Annotated in this window: 15 protein-coding genes and 5 pseudogenes; 10 read left to right on the top strand and 10 right to left on the bottom strand. The window is 69.0% G+C overall.

Features of this window, described 5'->3' with window-relative positions; all coding sequences use genetic code 11:
• Positions 1-14: 14 nt before the first annotated feature.
• Positions 15-317, bottom strand: coding sequence for a putative quinol monooxygenase (locus QPK32_RS18330; protein ID WP_290414222.1), 303 nt, complete (start codon positions 315-317; stop codon positions 15-17).
• Positions 318-453: 136 nt separating this feature from the next.
• On the opposite strand from QPK32_RS18330, the gene QPK32_RS18325 reads away from it, so the two are divergent.
• Positions 454-1,479 (top strand): NADP-dependent oxidoreductase, encoded by a 1,026-nt coding sequence (locus tag QPK32_RS18325; protein ID WP_290414221.1) that lies wholly within the window; start codon positions 454-456, stop codon positions 1,477-1,479.
• Positions 1,480-1,510: 31 nt separating this feature from the next.
• On the opposite strand, the gene QPK32_RS18320 is transcribed toward QPK32_RS18325, so the two are convergent.
• The 3 genes and pseudogenes from QPK32_RS18320 to QPK32_RS26720 all read right to left on the bottom strand — a co-directional run.
• A complete protein-coding gene (locus QPK32_RS18320) occupies positions 1,511-2,449 on the bottom strand; it encodes an EamA family transporter (protein WP_290414220.1) in 939 nt (312 codons plus the stop codon).
• 135 nt (positions 2,450-2,584) lie between these two features.
• A pseudogene (locus tag QPK32_RS26725) lies at positions 2,585-3,498 on the bottom strand (methyl-accepting chemotaxis protein); the annotation flags it as partial.
• Between the two features lie 87 nt (positions 3,499-3,585).
• Positions 3,586-4,263: pseudogene (locus QPK32_RS26720) on the bottom strand (Tar ligand binding domain-containing protein); the annotation flags it as partial.
• 324 nt (positions 4,264-4,587) lie between these two features.
• Between QPK32_RS26720 and msrA the strand changes: the two are divergent.
• The 5 genes and pseudogenes from msrA (at position 4,588) to QPK32_RS18280 (ending at position 8,437) form a co-directional block, all read left to right on the top strand.
• Positions 4,588-5,100 (top strand): peptide-methionine (S)-S-oxide reductase MsrA, encoded by a 513-nt coding sequence (gene msrA / locus QPK32_RS18305; protein WP_374046766.1) that lies wholly within the window; start codon positions 4,588-4,590, stop codon positions 5,098-5,100.
• A gap of 54 nt (positions 5,101-5,154) precedes the next feature.
• Positions 5,155-5,787: pseudogene (locus tag QPK32_RS18300) on the top strand (class I SAM-dependent methyltransferase); the annotation flags it as partial.
• Between the two features lie 52 nt (positions 5,788-5,839).
• Entirely contained in the window at positions 5,840-6,436 is a 597-nt protein-coding gene (locus tag QPK32_RS18295; RefSeq protein WP_290414219.1) for a TetR/AcrR family transcriptional regulator, read from the top strand.
• A gap of 52 nt (positions 6,437-6,488) precedes the next feature.
• Positions 6,489-8,000: pseudogene (locus tag QPK32_RS18285) on the top strand (MFS transporter).
• 125 nt (positions 8,001-8,125) lie between these two features.
• Positions 8,126-8,437, top strand: coding sequence for a hypothetical protein (locus QPK32_RS18280; RefSeq protein ID WP_374046765.1), 312 nt, complete (start codon positions 8,126-8,128; stop codon positions 8,435-8,437).
• Positions 8,438-8,465: 28 nt separating this feature from the next.
• On the opposite strand, the gene QPK32_RS18275 is transcribed toward QPK32_RS18280, so the two are convergent.
• Positions 8,466-9,797, bottom strand: coding sequence for a sorbosone dehydrogenase family protein (locus QPK32_RS18275; RefSeq protein ID WP_290414217.1), 1,332 nt, complete (start codon positions 9,795-9,797; stop codon positions 8,466-8,468).
• Positions 9,784-10,233, bottom strand: a complete 450-nt coding sequence (locus QPK32_RS18270) for a hypothetical protein (protein ID WP_290414216.1) — start codon at positions 10,231-10,233, stop codon at positions 9,784-9,786. The genes QPK32_RS18275 and QPK32_RS18270 overlap by 14 nt, the downstream gene beginning before the upstream one ends.
• Before the next feature lie 285 nt (positions 10,234-10,518).
• On the opposite strand from QPK32_RS18270, the gene QPK32_RS18265 reads away from it, so the two are divergent.
• On the top strand, positions 10,519-13,578 hold the full coding sequence (locus QPK32_RS18265) for a triple tyrosine motif-containing protein (RefSeq protein WP_290414215.1): 3,060 nt from the start codon (positions 10,519-10,521) through the stop codon (positions 13,576-13,578).
• A 10-nt stretch (positions 13,579-13,588) separates the two neighbouring features.
• On the opposite strand, the pseudogene QPK32_RS18260 reads toward QPK32_RS18265, so the two are convergent.
• Together QPK32_RS18260 and QPK32_RS18255 are read right to left on the bottom strand one after the other, a co-directional pair.
• Positions 13,589-14,350, bottom strand: a pseudogene (locus QPK32_RS18260) (DUF6445 family protein).
• Between the two features lie 501 nt (positions 14,351-14,851).
• Entirely contained in the window at positions 14,852-15,127 is a 276-nt protein-coding gene (locus QPK32_RS18255) for a hypothetical protein (protein WP_290414214.1), read from the bottom strand.
• A gap of 16 nt (positions 15,128-15,143) precedes the next feature.
• On the opposite strand from QPK32_RS18255, the gene QPK32_RS18250 reads away from it, so the two are divergent.
• Positions 15,144-15,425: a hypothetical protein gene (locus QPK32_RS18250; protein WP_290414213.1), complete on the top strand. Its 282-nt coding sequence runs from the start codon at positions 15,144-15,146 to the stop codon at positions 15,423-15,425.
• Here QPK32_RS18250 and QPK32_RS18245 read toward each other — a convergent pair.
• Entirely contained in the window at positions 15,422-15,925 is a 504-nt protein-coding gene (locus tag QPK32_RS18245) for a GNAT family N-acetyltransferase (protein ID WP_290414212.1), read from the bottom strand. The two genes, QPK32_RS18250 and QPK32_RS18245, sit on opposite strands and share 4 nt — an antisense overlap.
• A 239-nt stretch (positions 15,926-16,164) precedes the next feature.
• Between QPK32_RS18245 and QPK32_RS18240 the strand changes: the two genes are divergently transcribed.
• Both QPK32_RS18240 and QPK32_RS18235 read left to right on the top strand, forming a co-directional pair.
• Positions 16,165-17,016, top strand: a complete 852-nt coding sequence (locus QPK32_RS18240) for an N-acyl homoserine lactonase family protein (protein WP_290414211.1) — start codon at positions 16,165-16,167, stop codon at positions 17,014-17,016.
• 210 nt (positions 17,017-17,226) lie between these two features.
• On the top strand, positions 17,227-18,132 hold the full coding sequence (locus tag QPK32_RS18235; protein WP_308632596.1) for a LysR family transcriptional regulator: 906 nt from the start codon (positions 17,227-17,229) through the stop codon (positions 18,130-18,132).
• A gap of 26 nt (positions 18,133-18,158) precedes the next feature.
• On the opposite strand, the gene QPK32_RS18230 is transcribed toward QPK32_RS18235, so the two are convergent.
• On the bottom strand, positions 18,159-19,499 hold the full coding sequence (locus QPK32_RS18230; protein WP_290414209.1) for an MFS transporter: 1,341 nt from the start codon (positions 19,497-19,499) through the stop codon (positions 18,159-18,161).
• Positions 19,500-19,518 lie beyond the last annotated feature (19 nt).

Genomic DNA, 19,518 nt, shown 5'->3' with positions numbered 1-19,518 from the left:
GGCCGGGCGCGCCGCTACGCCACCTGGGCCGGATCGAGCACCAGCGCCACGCGCTCGGCCAGGTCGTTGATCGTGGCCAGGTAGTGCTTGAAGTGCGGCGTGGCGCGGTGGGCGGCGACGGCCTCGTTGTCGCGGTACAGCTCGTCGAGCACGAAGCGGCGCTCATCGCCCTGCCCTTGCTCGCGCCATACGTCCCAGCGCAGGTTGCCCGGCTCCGCGCGGCAGCGCGGCGCCATGTCGAACAGCAGCGCCTCGAGCGCCGCCGCCTGGCCCGGCCGGGGGATGAGTAGTGCCGTGATCTTGACTGCATCGTTCATCGTGGACTCCTGGTATGAGATGGGCATCTTTTACCACATCCGGCCGCAGTCCACCGTCCTTCCGGCATGGCGCCGTCCGCCTGAAGACTTCGCCGATCCGGCGTACGATGAAAGCTTCATCCACAGGGAGACGCCCATGACCACGACGCTCAACGACAAGATCGTACTCGCTGCCCGCCCCGCCGGCCTGCCGCGCCCCGACGACTTCCGCATCGAGCAGGAAGCGCTGCCCGTGCCGGGCGACGGCCAGGTGCTGCTGCAGGTGCTGTACCTGTCGCTCGACCCCTATATGCGCGGCCGCATGGACGACGCCAAGTCCTATGCCAAGCCCGTCGACATCGGCGCCGTGATGGAAGGCGGCACGGTCGCGCGCGTCGTCGCCTCGCGCCACGACGGTTACGCCCCCGGCGACATCGTGCTCTCGCACTCGGGCTGGCAGCGCTATGCGCTCGACGATGGCGCCGCCCTGCGCAAGCTCGACCCGTCCGCCGCGCCCGTCAGCACGGCCCTGGGGGTGCTGGGCATGCCCGGCTTTACGGCGTGGGCCGGCCTGCTGCAGATCGGCCGGCCGCAAGCCGGCGAGACAGTGGTGGTGGCCGCGGCCAGCGGCGCGGTCGGCTCCGTCGTGGGCCAGATCGCGCGCATCCACGGCGCGCGCGCCGTGGGCATCGCGGGCGGCGCCGACAAGTGCGCGTTCGTGCGCGACGTGCTGGGTTTCGATGCCGTCGTCGACCATCGCGCCCCCGACTTTGCGGCGCAGCTGGCGGCCGCCTGCCCGGACGGCGTCGACGTCTATTTCGAGAACGTGGGCGGACGGGTGTGGGATGCCGTGCTGCCGCTGCTGAACGACTTCGCGCGCGTACCCGTATGCGGCCTGATCGCCCAGTACAACGCCTTGCCGCAGGCGGAGCCGGGCCCCGACCGGCTGGCGCTGGCCATGCGCGACATCCTGAAGAAAAGCCTGCTGGTCCGCGGCTTCATCCAGCGCGAGTTCGCGCACTTGCGGCCGGCATTCCTGGAACAGGCGCAGCGCTGGATCGCCGACGGCCGCCTGCGCTACCGCGAAGACGTCGTCGACGGGCTGCAGAACGCACCGGCGGCGTTCATCGACCTGCTCCAGGGCCGCAACTTCGGCAAGCTGGTGATCAAGGTGGCCGACTAGCCCGGCACGGGCGTCCCCGTGCGGCGGGCGCCTAGAGGGGCGGCGGTGGCTCGGCGCCTTCCGCCGGCCGGCGCCGCGCGGCCGCGCCGCCTCCCACCGCGGCGCTGGTGGCCGCGCCGACGGAAGACGCGATCACGAGCCCGATCGCCAGCCACTGCGTGGCCGTCAGGCGCTCGCCCAGCATCAGGAAGCCCATCAGCGCGCCGACGGCCGGCTCGGCGCTGAGCAGCGTGCTGAAGGTATTCGACGGCAGCCGGCGCAGCGCCACCATTTCGAAGGAATACGGGATCGCGCTGGAGAACAGCGCCACCGCCAGCCCGAGCGCCAGCACGGACGGCGCCAGCAGGCCCGCGCCGGCGTGGTAGGTGCCGACGGGCACGGCGACCAGGGTGCCGAGCGCCACGCCCCAGGCCGAGCCGGCCGCGCCGTAGGTCCCGGCGACCCGCTTGCCGACCAGGATGTAGATCGCCCAGCAGCAGCCGGCCAGCAGCGCGAAGCCGATGCCGCGCCAGTCGAGGCTGGAGGCTTGCGACGATATCGGCAGCAGCAGCGCCAGGCCGGCGACGGCGAGCAGGATCCACAGGAAATCGATGCGCCGGCGCGACGTCCACACGGCGACGGCCAGCGGTCCCGTGAACTCGATCGCGATCGCGATCCCCAGCGGAATATAGGACAGCGAGGAATAGAAACTCAGGTTCATCACGCCGAGCGTGCCGCCGTACAGCAGCAGCGCGCGCGGATCGGCGCGCCAGCCCCCGCGCCACGGGCGGAACACGGCGCACAGCATCAGCGCCGCGAAAAACAGGCGCAGCGCGGTGGCGCCGGCGGCGCCGACCAGCGGGAACATCTGCTTCGCCAGCGAGGCCCCCACGGTCACCGACAGCAGCGACGCCAGCAAGGCGCCGTAGGGCAGCAGGGCCGCCAGCGGGCCGGGGCCAGCGTGTGCGGAAGAAGGAGCGGGAGGTGTCATGCAGGGTCCGGTCGGATGAAACGACCGCTACGATAGCATCAAACCGCCGTCCGCCCTCCTGTCCCGTTGCCCGCCCAACAGCGGCGATCCGCTGACGGCCGCGCCGGGTCGTGTGAACCGGCGCGCCGCCGCGGGTCAGCGCACCGCGATGGCCAGGCGGCGCGGCCCGGACGGCGCGCCGATTCGGCCGGCCGCCTGGTCCAGCTGGAATGCGGACACCGCCGACGCCAGCGTCTGCGCCTGTTCCTGCAGCGCGTCGGCCGCGGCGGCCGCCTCCTCGACGAGGGCGGCGTTCTGCTGCGTCACCTGGTCCATCTGGGCGATGGCCTGGTTGATCTGCTGGATGCCGCTGCTCTGCTCCTCGCCGGCGATCATGATCTCGCCCATGATGCCGGTGACGCGCGCGACGCTGTCGACGATCTCCTGCATGGTGGCGCCGGCCTTGTCCACGAGCTGGGCGCCCGTGTCCACGTTGGCGACCGACGCCGTGATCAGTTCCTTGATCTCCTTGGCGGCCGATGCGGAGCGCTGCGCCAGGTTGCGCACTTCTCCCGCCACGACGGCGAAGCCGCGGCCCTGCTCGCCCGCCCTTGCGNCGACGCCGTGATCAGTTCCTTGATCTCCTTGGCGGCCGATGCGGAGCGCTGCGCCAGGTTGCGCACTTCTCCCGCCACGACGGCGAAGCCGCGGCCCTGCTCGCCCGCCCTTGCGGCCTCGACGGCGGCGTTCAGCGCCAGGATATTGGTCTGGAACGCGATGCCGTCGATGACGGTGATGATGTCGACGATGCGGCGCGACGATTCGTTGATGTTGCCCATCGTGTCCACGACCTGGGACACGATGCTGCCGCCGCGCACGGCCACTTCGGATGCCGAGGTGGCCAGCTGGTTGGCCTGGCGCGCATTGTCGGCATTGTTGCGCACGGTGCTGGTCAGTTCCTCGAGCGACGCCGCCGTCTCCTCGATGCTGCTGGCCTGCTGTTCCGTGCGGCTGGACAGGTTCAGGTTGCCGGCCGCGATCTCGCTGCTGGCGCTGGCGATCAGGCCGCTGCTGTCGCGCACGCTACGCACGGTCGTGGCCAATCTCGTCTGCATGTCGGCGAAGCCGTGCAGCAGCTTGCCCATCTCGTCGTGGCGGTCGAGGTCGACGTGGGTCGACAGGTCGCCGCGGGCCATCGCATCGAAGTGCGCAAGCAATTCGCCCAGCGGACCGACGATGGCGCGCACCAATGCCAGCGACGAGGCGACGATCAGCAGCACGCTGACGGCCATGCCGCCGACCAGCGCATAAAAGATGTTCCGGTCCAGGCGCAGGCTGCGCTCGTACTGTTCCTTCGCCACCGTGACCTGGTAGTCGTCCAGCTTCTCGGACGCCTTGTTGTATTCGCCATAGCTGGCGGTCAGGTCCTTCATGGCCAGCCGGTCCACCGTCGCGATATCGCCCTTGCGGACGGCGTCGGCCAGCGCCACCAGCCCCTGCCGGACGTAGATCTCGCGCTTGGCGTCCACGGCCTGCACCAGGCTTTTTTCTTCCGGGTCCTGCGGCAGCGCCATGTAGGCGGTCCAGGCCTTGTCGGCCTGCACCAGGAAGCCGTTGGCACGCGCGAGCGTCGCCTCGACGTCGGGCGCGTCCGGGTGCAGCGCCGCGCGGTCCATCGTGAAGCGCGCGCGCGACAGGAAGTTCTTGGCCGTATTGACGGCAACCGTCGACTTGAGCTGGTCCGTATAGACGTTCTTCAGCGACGCTTCCGCAGCGTGCATGCCGAACAGGCCGAGCACCGCGAAGGCGAGCAGGATCAGGCCGAGCAGGCCCATGGTGGCAATGAGACGGGTACGTATCGACAGTTTCTTGAACATTTTCTTGGCTTTTTATCGAAGACTGAAATTGAATGCGTCGGAAGCTTGGAGACGCGTCGGGCTGCGGAATATTGCCGCCATACAACTATATGCGAGAATAATTACCCATATTCAATTTCTTTATGGAAATACATTTGGGTACATTTTTCGTCGCTCCCTTGCAACATCCGCGTGACGGAGGGCGGCCGGAAGCCTTTCGCCAAACGCGCTATAGTGCTTGGAACACAGCGTTTCGTCCCGGCACGCTGCCGGGATGGCTGGTCAACGATGAAAGGAATCGACGTGAAACAAGAAACCGCAATCCTCGCCGGCGGCTGCTTCTGGGGTGTGCAGGACCTGGTCCGCAAGCTGCCGGGCGTGATCTCCACCCGTGTCGGCTATTCGGGCGGCGACGTGCCGAATGCCACCTACCGCAATCACGGCACGCACGCCGAGGCCCTCGAGATCGTCTTCGATGCGGAGCAGACCAGCTTCCGCCGCCTGCTCGAATTCTTCTTCCAGATCCACGACCCGACGACGCGCAACCGCCAGGGCAACGATATCGGCACCAGCTACCGCTCCGCCATCTTCACCACCAGCGACGAGCAGCGCGCCGTGGCCCTGGACACGATCGCCGACGTCGACGCGTCCGGCCTGTGGCCCGGCAAGGTCGTCACCGAGGTGCAGCCGGCCGGCCCGTTCTGGGAAGCGGAACCCGAGCACCAGGACTACCTGGTCAAGCATCCGAACGGCTACACCTGCCATTTCGTGCGCAAGGACTGGCGCCTGCCGCACCGCGGCGAGCAGGCGGCCTGAGGCGCTTCCCAGGCTTCGGCCGGCGCGACCGCGCCGGCCCCTTCCGGCCGGTCGCGCGACCCGCTTGTCGACGTCGGCGCCGGCAACGGCTATCTCGGCGCGCTGGCGAAGAAGGAGTTCGGCATGCGCGCCGGCGGCATCGAGCTGTCCGAGCAAGAGATCCGGTTCGCCAGGGACACGGTCGGCGTTGAACTGATCAACGAGCGTGTCGAGGAGCACGAGCAGGTCTACGACGCGGTGACCTGCTTCAACGTCATCGAGCACGTTCCCGATCCGCGTTCCTTCCTGTCGTCCGTCGTCGCGCGCATCAAGCCGGGCGGCATCCTCGCACTGACGACCCCGAATCCCGGCTGCATCCATGCGCGCATCCACGGTATCGAAAAATGGGGCATGGTCGACCCGCCCCACCACATCAATCTGTTCTGGCGCGAATCGCTCGCCGACATGCTCCGCCTGGAAGCGCTGCAACCGATCCGCTACGAGACGCTGAGCACGTATATCAATTTCGTGAGGAACGTCGATACACAGGGCTTGCTGTTGAGAAGACTGTTTTTCCAGCTTCTGCGACTGGGAAATCTTGGGGCGGACCATTTTTTTTTATCGCAAAAAGCCTGGCGTGACGACATGACCGACGACGTGCGTCACGCATGCAATCGACCCTTGCATCGCGCACCAGCCGACTGCTAATATAGGAACCAATCAGTCCATATATTGGCACCGACCTTCGGCAGACACGACGATGACAAACCAATCCGGCCCCGGCCGTCCCCGCGAATTCGACCTGGACGTCGCCACCCGCGACGCCATGGAGGTGTTCTGGCAGCGCGGCTACGAAGGCGCCTCCCTGCCCGACCTGATCGAGGGCACCGGCTTGTCGCGGGGCAGCCTGTACAAGGCGTTCGGCGACAAGAAGGGCCTGCTGCTGGCGGCGCTCGACGTGTACATGGCCAGGGGATTGAAGGACACGTCGGACCTGCTGTCGCAGCCCGGCGCCGTCAAGGATGCGATCCGCGCCTCGCTGCTGCGCTACGCCCGCCTGTCCTCGGGCGAGGCGGGGCGGCGCGGCTGCCTGGTCGTGGCGATGGCGACCGAGATGGCGGCGCACGATCCCGAGATTGCCGAGCGGACGGGCCGCATGTTCCGGCGCCTCCAGCAGCTGTATGCCGCCGCCATCGTGCGCGGCCAGGCCAGGGGCGAGATCCCCGAGCGCGACGAGCAGGCATTGGCGCGCTTCCTCGTCGGCCAGGCGCAGGGAATGCGCGTCCTGGGAAAGACGGGCATGACGGAAGCGGATATGGCCGCGATGGTGGATACCACGATGCTTGTCCTCGACTGACCACAAATTTTTTTGCCCAATTAGGAACCGCTTGGTTCCATAAGGAGATCCCATGACCCACGCCGCCCCTGCCGCACCCGACCCACGCCGCTGGGCCATGTTCGCCGTCCTGCTGGTGGGATCGTTCCTGCCGCCGCTCGACTTTTTCATCGTCAACGTCGCGCTGCCGTCGATCCAGCACGAGCTGGGCACCTCGTCCTCGGCCGAACAGATGGTCATTTCCGCTTATGCCGCGCTATAGGCGGCCACCCTGATCACCGGCGGGCGCCTGGGCGACCTGCGCGGCCGCGGCCGCATGTTCTTCCTCGGGCTCGTCGGCTTCACCGCCGCCTCGCTGCTGTGCGGTTTCGCCTGGTCGCCCTGGGCGCTGGTCGCCGGCCGCGCCTTGCAGGGGGTGACGGCGGCGGTCATGGCGCCGCAGGCGCTCGCCTCCGTCCAGGCCATCTTCCCCGAGTCGGAGAAGCCGCTGGCGCTGAGCCTGTACGGCGCCGTCTTCGGCCTGGCCTCGGTGATCGGCCAGGCGCTGGGCGGCATCCTCATCGCGCTGGACCTGTTCGGCCTGGGATGGCGCGCGGTCTTCCTCGTCAACCTGCCGGTGGCCGTCCTGGTCCTCCTGTTCGGCATTCCCCTGCTGAAGAGGACGCACGGGCGCCGGGCCGGCAGGCTGGACCTGGGCGGCATGGGATTGTCGATGCTCACGCTGGCCTTGCTGATCGTGCCCCTGACCGAGGGGCGCGAGGCGGGATGGCCGCTGTGGTCCTGGCTGGCGCTCGCCGCCGCGCCCGTGCTGGCAACGGTGTTCTGGCACCACGAGCGCCGACTTGCCCGCGCCGGCGGCGCGCCCTTGCTCGACCCCGCCGCCCTGCGCGCGCCGGGGCTGGGCCGCGCCCTGCTGGTCGCCCTGTCGTTCTATTCGATCGGCTCCTTCTTCCTGCTGTTCTCGGTCTACCTGCAGGACGCGCTGCACGTGAGCGCCTTGCGCGCCGGACTGGTGTTCCTGCCCTTCGGCGCGGGTTTCCTGCTCGGACCGCTGGCGACGCCGTTCTGCAGGCGCCTGTTCGGCGCCTGGGTCAATCCGGTCGGCATGGGCATGGAGGCCGCCGGTTTCCTCGGCCTGGCCTGGCTCGTCGGTACGACGCAGGCCGGCACGGTGCCGGCGTCCGGAGCGCTTGCCGCCCTGCTCTTCGCCATCGGTTTCGGACAGGGGTTCGGGCTGCCGACGCTGATGCGGATGATCACGGGCCGCGTCGCGCCCGCCCTGTCGGGCATGATCGCCGGCGTCGCCAGCTCCACCCTGCAAGTGAGCACGGCACTGAGCGTGGCCCTGATCGGCGGGATCTTCTACACGGTCCTGGGCGCACGCGACGATCCGGCGGCGATCGCGCACGCCTTCGTCGTCGCGGCCCTGTGCATCGCCTGCTGCCTCGTCGCCGGCGTCGCGCTGGGCATGACGCTCGCGCGCCAGGGCGATGGGATCCCCTCCCCAGGCTCGCCTTCTGCGCAGGCATCGTCGGCCACGACACGGCGACGCAAGCCGCGTTCGATTCCCCGCAACTACCCATGATGACGGCGGACGCCGCGCGTTGACGCCGGGCCTGCCGATTCATCGTTTCAGGCAAGGATGGCAGCGGCTTCGGGCGCGCCCTGGCCAGCGAAGCGCTGGCCGACGGCCACCGCCTGGTCGGCACCGTGCGCGGCAGCGAGGCGAAGCGCGCATTCGAGGAACTTGCGCCGGGACGCGCCTTCGCCAGTATCCTCGACGTGACGGACGTCGAGGCCATCGACGACCCGGTGCGCGAGGCGCGCGCGGAAAAAAGCGGCAAGCAGCCGGGCGACCCCGTGAAGGCGGCGCGCGCGATGCTGTCCATCATCGGGCACGACGATCCACCCGTGCACCTGCTGCTGGGCAGCGATGCGCTGCAGCTCGTGCGCGGCAAGCTGGCTTCCCTCGCGCAGGAACTCGACCGGTGGGAAGGCTTGACGGTGTCGACCGACGGCTGACCGCGTCGATTCAGCCGCGCCAGGTCGATTATCGCCCGGCGCTCGTCACCCGCCAGACGACATTGCCCACGTCGTCGGCGATCAGCAAGGCGCCTTCGGCATCCTGCGCCAGTCCGACCGGCGCGCCGTACAGCTCCTTTTCGTCCTTGGAGTGGAAACCGGTGACGACCGGCTGGGCGGCCCCCTTGGGCATGCCGTTTTCGAACGGTACGTACACGACCTGGTAGCCGCTCAGGGGCGAGCGGTCCCAGCTGCCGTGCTCGGCGACGAAGGCGCCGCTCCGGTATTGCTGCGGCAGGCCGGTCCCCGTGTAGAACAGCAGTCCCAGCGCGGCCACGTGCGAGCCGAGCGCGTAGTCCGGCTTGATCGCCTTCTTGACCAGGTCCGGCCGCTGGGGCTGCACGCGATGGTCCACGTGCTGGCCATAATAGCTGTACGGCCAGCCATAGAAACCTTTCTCCTGGACGGATGTCATGTAATCGGGGACGAGGTCCGCGCCGATTTCATCGCGCTCGTTGACGATCGCCCACAGCTTTCCGGACTGCGGTTCCCACTGCAGGCCGGTCGGATTGCGCAGGCCCGATGCGAATACGCGGCTGGCGCCCGTTTCGGCATCGACCTCCAGCACGGCGGCGCGCCGGTATTCCACGTCCAGGCCGTTTTCCGTGATGTTGCTGTTCGAGCCGCTGCCGACGTACAGCTTCTTGCCGTCCGGGCTCGCGAGCAGCGCCTTGGTCCAATGGTGATTGACCGTGCTGGGCAGGTCGCCCAGTTCCGTGCCCGGATCGGACATCTTCGTTTCCCCGGGCACGTAGCGGTACTTCATGATGTTGCCCGTGTTCGCAACATACAGCGTATCGCCGACGAGCTGGACGCCGAAGGGCGAATGCAGCTTCTCGATATAGACGTGCTGCTCCCATTCGCCGGCGGCGCCGGGTTTCTTGCGCAATAGGGTAACGCGGTTGCCGCCCTTGCCGCCCTTGCCGGAACGGTTCTTGACGATGCCGGCGATGACCTGCTTGGGCGTCGTGACCGCTTCCTCGCCCGGTCCGTTCGCTTCCACGACCAGCACGTCCTGGTTCGGCAGCACGAGAAGCTGGCGCGGGTGTTTCAGCCCGGATGCGATCTTCTCGATGCGCAGGCCGGCAACGACCTGCGGCTTGGCATCGCCTTTCCAGCCGACGCCGTCGGGCACCTGCATCGGCGGCACCAGGAAATCCTGCGCCTTGGGCAGTTCCGGATTGGCGCCCAGTTGCCGCGACGGGTCGATGCCCGCCTTTTCGCTGCAGGCGCCCAGCACCAGCGACAAACCGGCGGCGAGCCCGAACGCGCGTCCCCAACCGTATTCACGCTTGCCCATGGCCGTATTCCTTGAAAGTGACATGTGTTCCAGCCAGGATGATCCTGCCGATGCCCAGCGCCAGCACGGTCGCGACGGACAGCCACACGGCGTCGGGGATCACCGCGTAGGCGTCCCGGCTATGCACGAAGGCGTTCACGAGCGCAGCCACGATGCCGGCCACGTTGAACCAGAAATTGACGGTATGGCCGGTCGTGCGGACGCGGTTCTTCTGGAACCAGACACGCCAGAGATTGATCAGCTGGGGAATGATGGCGAACACGAGGCCGATGCTCACGAGCCAGGCGGCGCTCTTCAGCCACAGGACGTTGGCCGTCTTTGCATAGATGACGTCGAAGATCAACGTGCCCACGAAGAAGCCGAAAGGGATCGGATCGAGCACATTGAAAACCGCCGACGCCACGCTGAAGCGCGGCGGATGATGTTCTGTTTTCATGACGCTGCTTTCTATCGAAATGTTGGCGATGCCGCGGCCGCGGGGCCGCACTCTCGCGCGCTGCCCCGGCCGCATTGTCGTCGCAGCGTAGCATGAATGACCACATTCCCGTCGCCTTGCTGAGCCCGGATGAATCGGCCTCGTGCGTGGTGCACGCGGCCTGCGGACGGGAAGGATGGTGGGCGAAGTTGAAAAAATGCCCAACAGACACAACCCCTGCCGGACGGACTTCATATAAGATTCATTTCGGTCACCACGAACAACCGGAAACGAACCCGCCGCTGCATGCGCTCACCACCTGCAACCCGTCCGGCCCTGCTGGCGATCATCCTCGCATTGCTCCTCGCGCCCGTGCAGGCGCAGGCGGCCGCCGGCGCGCCGGCAAGCGCACGCGCCGAGCCGGACGCCGGCCTCCTGTACACGAGCTGGACCGCCCGCGAAGGCGCCCCGACCGGCATCACCGGCATCGGCCAGACGCCGGACGGCTGGATCTGGATCGGCAGCGCGTCGGGCCTGTACCGTTTCGACGGCATCCGCTTCCTGCGCGCGCACGGAGAACAGGCACCGCTGTCGACCGGCATCTCGACCATCGGCGTCCTGCGCGACGGCACGCTGTGGGTCGGCTACAAATACGGCGGCGTGAGCCTGATGCGCGACGGGCGCATGCGCCACTTCACCCTGGACGACCCCGCCACCCCGGCGGGCACCGTGTTCGACGCCGCCCAGGACGCGTCCGGCCGTACCTGGCTCGCCACGAGCCGCGGCCTGTATTACCTGGATGGGCATTGGCGGCGCCCCGACCCCGCACTGGGCATACCGCCGGGCCGCGTCTACAAGCTGCTGCTCGACCGCCGCGGCGCGTTCTGGCTGCGCGGAGAGCGCCACGTCTACATGCTGGCGCGCGGGGCCGACCGCGTGGTCCCGGCACTGACGCTGGCCGACATCAGCTACGGCGCGCTGGCCCAGCATCCGGACGGCAGCGTATGGGCCGTGAACATCGACACGCCCGGCATGCACATGCTGGCAGGACCGGATCGCGGCCCGCCGCTGCGCTGGGACGGCGATATCCGCGCCGGGGTACTGGCCTTCGACCACCTGGGCCGCGCCTGGGCGGACGGTCCGGACGGTCTCGAGCGCATCGCCCCCCAGGGCGCCCCGGCCCCGCGCCGGCGCCACCCGGTCGCGCACGGGGCCGGCGACAGCACCGCGAACGTCGTCTTCGAGGACCGCGAACAGAACATCTGGATCGGCAGCGAAAACGGGCTGGCCCGTTTCAAGGATCCGCGCCTGAGCGCGCTGCCCCTGCCGCCCTACCAGCGCGCATCCGCGCGGGCGGTCGCGGGCGGGCCGGGCGGCAGCGCGTGGCTCGACAACCTGTACCTTGCCGATCCCGGCGCGACGCCCCAGGCCTTCATGCCGTCCGGCTCCGTCAACGACCTCATCACCGCGCTGCACCGCGGCGCCGGCGGCCACGTCTGGATCGGCCGCTACAACAGCACGCTGCAGGTCCTCGAGCACGGGCGCGTGCGCACCATCGGCGCGCCGCCCGGGGTCCCGGGACGGGGTGCGATCTATGCGCTGGCGGAGGACAGCACCGGCGCCCTGTGGGTCACCATGGGACGCAACGGGCTGTACACCTTCCGCGACGGCCGCTGGTCGCCCGGCGGCGGCGTGCCGGCGCTGGCGGCATTCGCGGCATCCACCGTGGCCACCGATGCGCAGGGCGGCGTCTGGCTCGGTTCGGTGAACAACCAGCTGCTCGTGATGCGCGCCGGCGCGGTGGAGCGCTACGGACGCGCGGACGGCCTGGCCGTCGGCACCGTCGTGCAGATCCTGCCGACCGACGGCGGCGGCGCCTGGATCGGCGGCGAGAACGGGCTGCATCATTTCGACGGCAAGCGCTTCGCGCCGGTCGCCGGCGTCCGCGGCGAGCCGTTCGCCGGCATCACGGGCCTGGCCTTCGCGCGCGACGGCACCCTGTGGATCAACGGCAGCGGCGGCATCTCCGGCATTGCGCCGGACGAACTGGCGCATGCGCTGCGCGAACCCGCTTATCCGGTGCGCTTTTCCCGCTTCGACTACCGCGACGGCCTGGTCGGCACGACGAGCGCGATCGTCCCGGTCCCGTCGGTCGCCCGCAGCGACGACGGCACGCTGTGGTTCACGACCACCGGCGGCGTGTACAGCTTCAATCCGGCCGGCCTCGCGCGCAATCTCCTGGTGCCGCCGGTCGCGATCACCGGCATGCGGCTGGGCGGCACCACGCTCGCGCCGGCCAATGGCCTGCGCCTTCCGGCCGGGACCGAGACGCTGCAGATCGACTTCACCGCCCTGTCCTACCAGGAGCCGGGGCGCATGGCGTTCCGCTACCGCCTCACCGGCGTGGACCGCGACTGGCGCGACAGCGAGGGCCAGCGTTCCGCGACGTACACGAACCTCGGCCCCGGCCGCTACCGCTTCGAGGTGCTGGCATCGAACAACGATGGCGTCTGGAACACGCGCGGTGCGTCGACGTCGTTCGACATCGCGCCCAGGCCGACGCAGACGGTCTGGTTCAAGACGCTGTGCGCCGCCGCCCTGCTGGCCTTGCTCGCCGCCCTGTACCGCTGGCGCACCAACCGCATCAGGCGGCGCTACCGCGAATTGATGCACGAGCGCCTGGCCGAACGCGAACGCATCGCGCGCGCCCTGCACGACACGCTGCTGCAGAGCATGCAGGGACTGATCCTGCGCTTCCACGGCATGGCCAAGCGCTGGCCGGCGGGCAGCGAGCAGCAGCGCGGCGTCGAGACGATCCTGGACCAGGCCGACAAGGTGATGGCAGAAGGCCGCAGCGAGCTGCTCAACCTGCGCGCGCGTCCGCAGGCGGGAGACGATATCGCGGGTGTCCTCGCGCGCTTCGGCGCCTCGCTGCAGGAACAGTTCGGTCCGCGCTTCACGCTCGTCGCCGAAGGGGATGCACGCGCGATCGACGCCGCTGCGTGGGAAGAAATCTACTGGATCGGGCGCGAAGCGGTGTTCAACGCCTACCAGCACGCGCAGGCCACGCACGTCGAGCTGGAGCTGGTCTACGGCGAGGCCTTCGGCTTGATGGTGCGCGACGACGGCTCCGGCGTACAGGAAAGCGTCCAGCAGGACGGCGGCCGCGAGGGCCATTGGGGCGTGCGCGGCATGCACGACCGCGCGCGGGCGCTTGGCGGCGCCGTCGAGATCTGGAGCCGGCCGCAACTGGGTACGGAAGTGGTCCTGCGGCTACCCGGCGCGCGCGCCTACGCGGCTGCGGGCGCTGGCGCCGGGGCGTGGCGCAGGCTGCGGGCCTTGCTGGCCGGCGGATGGCGGCACTGAGCCGGCCGATTCAGGCCGCGGCCATGCGCACGCGGAAGAAGGCATTCACCGTGAGGCGCCCGGCGAGCGGATCGTCGACCATCAGCTCGGGCGCGCGCAGGTCGCCCGAGTGGAACACGGCGCCGTCGTAGAAGATCGCCCGGTTGTAGCGCGGCGGGATCGTCAGCACCTTCTCGAAATGGCGGCTCGACGCGATGGCGAAGGTCGCCGCCTCGTCCGCCGACGGCGTTTCTCCGGCCAGCTCCTGGCGCTTCAATTCCTGCAGCAGTGCCGCGATCTCCTACATCGGCACCCGCGGCTTGAAAAAGCTGGTGCCGCCGAGGCGCTCGTCCTTGAACAGGTACAGCACCATGGCCGCCATGCCCTCCCCCGCGGGCAGGCCGTCCGAGTCCCGGTGCGGCAGTCGCTGGGCGGACAGCACCTGGTCCGGACGGCGGGTCACGAGCGACAGGCGGCTCGCCATCCCGAGCACGCGCCGGGCCTTGAGCGGCGTGCGGGCATGCTGCAGGAAGGCGTCGCGCACGCCCGCCGCGAAGGTGCCGCCCAGCGCCAGCTCCGGGCCCGGATAGTAGTTGCGCGGATCGTCCTTGAAGTGCGCGCGGTTGCGCGCCGCGTACGCAACCAGCTCTTCCGGCTCCAGCATGAAGTCGTCGACGACGATGCACTGGCGGTCGTCGACGATCGGCACCACGCTTACGTGCGGACGCGGATTGAGCAAGGGAAGCGCGGCGGCGCCTGCGCGGTCCGGCGGGGATGGAAGCGGTTGCGGCATGATGGATTCGGGCTGCGCAGGGCAAAGGAACGCGACAGGGCGACCATGGTAGCAACGGCCCTGCCGCGTGTCCATCAGTGCTTGATGCCCTCGCGCTCGAGGAAATCCAGCAGCGGCCAAGGTCGCCGCCCTTGCCGATCACGCTGATCACGCCGACGGCCGTCAGGGTGTTGGCCCACAGCCGCACGGGCATGAACTGCGCCTGCGGCAGGAAGACCAGCTCGACGCCTGCCTGCTTGCGCTTGGCCGCCAGCTGGCGCGCCATGCCATGGGGGCCGGCATGCGCGACGACCTCGGCGTAGATGTCGCGCTCGTCCTTCATGTCCAGATCGAGCATGATGCGGCGCTCGGCGGCCTCCAGCATCTCGGCCAGCGTCTGCACGCGCTCGTCGCCGAGTTCCGGGCATTGAGAACTTCGGGGCATAGCGCAAGCCGATCCACCCGACCAGCGGCGCCGAATAGGTATCCTTCAGCAGGCTCTGTCCGGGGCCGTCAGGCTGGTCATGCGGCTGCGATGCAGGTTCTGCACCTGGCCGAACAGCGAAAGCGTGGGCGTGAATTGTAGCCGGCCTGCAGGTCCAGCTGGGAGCGCGGCGCCCAGTACAAGTCCTGCCACGGAATGTCCGGCACGATGGAGCGCAATGCCTTGCCCTGGTCGTTGTAGGCCGCGCGCAGCTCGAATCCCTTGCGCGCGTAGAAGACGGTCAGGTTACGCGTCTGGTCCGGCTGCCCGACCACGCGGTCGAGGTCGCGGCTGCCGCCGTCCGCCTTGCGCACCGCCCTGCTTGTCGGCGTGCTGTTCGCTGCGTTCGTCGGTCGGCCTGTCGCCCTCGCCGTCGTATGGTCCGGCTGCTTCGATTTCCTCGGCGTGCCGCGCTCGAGCGGCGCGCAGGTACGCGAATACGGTTCGATGGCGAACGTGCCCGCCGAGGCGGTGGGCAACGTGCGCAACGACATGTACCTCGTCTCCGGGACGATGCACCGCCTGGACAAGGACGTGGGCGGGTGCTGTTCCCCGGACACCCGGGACACGATGAAGGCGTTCAGGCTGGGCGCAGACCCGGGCATCGACTAGGCGGTGCTGCCCGGCGCGACGCCTGCCTGAACCCGCCAGCGCAGCTGCACGCTGAAGGCATCCTCCCCGTCGGGCGCGAAACCCAGCGCCGCATACAAGCGGCGCGCGCGCCCATTGTCCTTGCGCACGGCCAGCGCCACGTCGCGTCCTTGGCGCGCGCCCTGTGCCTGTACCCTGCGCAGCGCCGTGCCGGCCACACCGCGCCCGCGCGCCCACGGGATGACGGCGATGTCGACCACCCGCAGCGTGTCCCCCACCGCGGCCGTGACGAGCCGACCGACCGCCGCGCCATCCAGTTCCAGCACCTCGTACAAGGCATCCGGATAGCGCGCGCGGTAGTCGGCCACCTGCATCTGCCGCTGCATGGCGGCCAGCGCGTCGACGTAGCGCGGGTCGGCGACCATGCCCAGCAGGTCGTCACGGGTGGAGCGGTACAAGGCCGCGAGGAACGGTTCGTCGGCAGCGGCGGCGGGACGGACGTGGAGCGGGAGAGAATACATGGCGGGCCTGGCTTGGCGTCGAGGTGGCCCACAGTATAGCCGCGGGCGGCGACCTGGCACGGACGTCGGCGCGCGTTCCGGCTCGGGTGCGATTGTCTCCCAACGGGCCACAAAGAATGGCCTTTTAGCAGGTTTATCGCTTTCGAATGGCGCGTCATACTGCCTCCATCGGTTGCCAAGGCGAATGCAAAGAAGCTCGGCGCTCCGAACGAACCAATCCAACATACAGGAGAATTGCCATGAAACGTATTCTTTCCAGCCTGGCTGCAGCGACCCTCTCGTTCGCCGCGATGGCGCCGTCGTACGCCGCCGCGCCCGACGTCAGGATGTTCCGCCTCGACTGCGGCCACATGACGCTCGGCGACAAGTCGGTCATGTCCGACGAAGGCCTGTACAAGGGCCAGTCCTACGACATCGTGATGTCCTGCTACCTGATCAAGCACGGCGACGACTGGCTGCTGTGGGACGCCGGCCTGCCGAAGAAATACCTGAACGGCCCGCTGACCGAAGGCAGCTTCACGACCAAGCTCGACCGGACGATCGTCGACCAGATCGGTGACCTGGGCCTGCGCCCGGCCGACATCAAGTACGTGGCCGTGTCCCACGCCCACTTCGACCACGCCGGCCAGGTCGACGACTTCCCCAACGCGACCCTGATCGTGCAGCGCGCCGACCTGGACGCGATGGCGGACACGAAGAAGGCGTCCGCGCATTACATCGACGCAGCCCTGTTCAGCACCCACATCGCGGGCAAGCAGCTGACGCGCGTGAAGGTGGTGGACGGCGACGTCGACCTGTTCGGCGACGGCACGCTCAAGACCATCGCCACCCCGGGCCACACGCCGGGCAGCATGGCCCTGCTGGTCGACCTGAAACACGCCGGCCCCTACGTGCTGTCCGGCGACCAGTGGCACTTCACCGAGAACTACCAGCGCCACCAGGTGCCGACCTGGAACTACGACCACGCCCAGACCATCAGCTCCGGCAAGAAGCTCGACGCGGTCATCGCCAGCACGCACGCGACGCTGGTCATCCAGCACGAACCGGCCGACAACCAGAAGCTGCCCAAGCTGCCCGGCTTCCTCGACTGACGCGGCCGTGCGGCCGTGCGGCAGGCCAGTATCCCCGGCGGCGCCGAACCTGCTAGACTGGCTCCCTTCTTTGAGGCTGTCGCGAAAGGTGCAGGGCAAGGCGCGGCGCCGAAGACAGTGCGAGTGCACGGGAGTACACGGCGAGGCGCCGCAACGCCGCCATGTGCCTTTCGCGACAGCCTCGTTTCTCAGGGGGAGACAATGCAGGACATGAGCGGCGCATCGCTGCAGGACATCCAGGGATTCGTCGCCGTGGCGCACGCCGGCAGCTTCACCGGGGCGGCCGAACGGCTCGGGACCAACAAGTCCAGCGTCGGCAAGGCCGTGCAGAGGCTGGAGAAGCATCTCGGCACCCGGCTGTTCCAGCGCACGACGCGCGCCGTGCACCTGACGGAAGACGGCGCCATCTACCTGGCCGCGGCACGCGCCGCCATCGACCGCCTGCGCGAGGCCGAACAGGCGCTGGCCGCCAACCGCGCCGAACCGGCGGGCCGCGTGCGCATCGACCTGCCGGCCGGCTTCGCGAGCCTGGTCCTGCCGACGCTGGGGGCGCTGCGCGAGCGCTACCCCAAGGTGAGCGTCGAGATGACGGCGAGCGACCGCATGTCCGATCCGGTGGCCGACGGCTGGGACATCGTGGTGCGCATCGGCCACCTTCCCGCCGACAGCGACATGACGGTCCGTAAAATCTGCGACCTGACGCTGGCCTTGTACGCCGCGCCGTCCTACCTGCGGCGACGCGGGCCGGTCGCCTCCCTCGCCGACCTGGACGCCCACGACGCCATCCTGTTTCGCAGCATTACCGGCCAGGTGCGCGGCTGGGTCCTGGACGACAAGGGCCAGCGCCGCGAACGCATGCCTGCACCTGCGCTCGTCGTCGGCGACGGCCGCACGCTCGTCGAAGCGGCGACGCTGGGACTGGGCGTCGCGCAGATCATCGACCGTTTCGCGGCGCCCTACGTTGCCGACGGCCGCCTGGTGCACCTGCTGCCCGATGCCGATGTCGCCACGGCGCCCGTCCATGCCCTGATCCCGGTGGGGCGCAGGATGACGGCGAAGACGCGGGCCGTGCTCGACCACCTCGTGGAGACGCTGCAGCGCCCGGCGGACGCCTGAAGGCATGCCCGCCCGCCGCGGGCCATTCACGCCGCGCGCGATGCCTTCGCCGCGCCTTCGCGGTCCGGCCTGGGAAAGCAGGTGTTGAGCAGGAACAGGCTCAGGATCAGGACGGCGCCGAGCGTCCCCAGCGAATAGTGGTAGCTGCCCGTCGCCTCCTTGATCCAGCCGATGAAGATGGGGCTGAAGGTGCCGCCCAGGGCGCCGATGGAACTGATCAGGGCCAGGCCGCCCGCCGCCGCGCGGCCCTTGAACAGGGCGCTGGGAATCGTCCAGAACACGGCCAGGAAGGCGAACACGGCGCCGCTCGACAGCGTCAGGATCAGCGCCGTGAGGGCGACGCTGTGCGCCGCCAGCGGCAGCAGCAGGAAGGTGGCGCCGGCGGCGAGGCCGCAGCCGATGACGTGCCAGCGCCGCTCGCCGCGCCTGTCCGAGCTGTAGCCGACTGCCAGCATGACGGCCGTCGCGGCGAGCGCGATCCCGCTGCTCACCCAGCCGACGCCGGCGATGGTCGCCACGCCGACGTTCTTCAGCAGCGTGGGGATCCACACGAGCAGCGCGTTCTCCACGCAATAGAAGGCGAAGTAGCAGAACGCGAGCTTGTACAGGAGAGGGTCGCGCAGCACGTCGTGCAGCTGTGCCGGCGCGGTGCCTGTCGTTCCGGTCGTGCCGGTCGTGCCGGTCGTTCTTGCGGCGCCGGCCTGCACGGCAAGCGCCACGCCGCGCTGTTCGTCCTGGTCCAGCCAGCGCGCCTGTTCGGGGCGGTCGGCGAGCCACAGGTAGCACACCATGCCGAGGACGATCGCCGGGATGCCTTCGAGGATGAACAGCCACTGCCAGCCGCGCAGCCCCGCATGGCCGTCCAGTCCCGTCATGATCCAGGCCGCGAGCGGGCCCCCGAGGATGCCGGCGGCGGGCAGCGCCATCACGAACAGGCTGGTGATGCGGCCGCGCAGGTGATCTGGAAACCAGTAGGTCAGGTACAGCAGCACGCCGGGGAAGAACCCCGCCTCGGCCGCGCCGATCAGGAAGCGCAGCGCGTAGAAGGAGTACTTGCCCGACGCCCAGGCCTGCAGGATGGTGAAGACGCCCCACAGTACCATGATGCGCAGCAGCGTCCTGCGGGCGCCCACGCGATGCAGCATCAGGTTGCTGGGCACTTCGAACAGGATGTAGCCGAGATACAGCAATCCGGCCGCGGCGCCGAAGGTGGCTTCGGTCATCCCGAGGTCGCCGATGAACTGCAGCTTGGCGAAGCCGACGTTGAGCCGGTCGATCATCGCCACGACGTAGCAGACGAAGAGCAGCGGGAGGATGCGCAGCACGATCTTGCGCAGCGTGCGGGAGGCGATGCGGTGGTCGTCCATGGTGGTTCGTCTCCTTGCT

The organism is Massilia sp. YIM B02763, assembly GCF_030412015.1.
In the GTDB taxonomy this organism is placed as follows: domain Bacteria; phylum Pseudomonadota; class Gammaproteobacteria; order Burkholderiales; family Burkholderiaceae_D; genus Telluria.
Note: the sequence above shows the minus strand (reverse complement) of the source record. Positions and strands in the feature narration are given on the sequence as shown.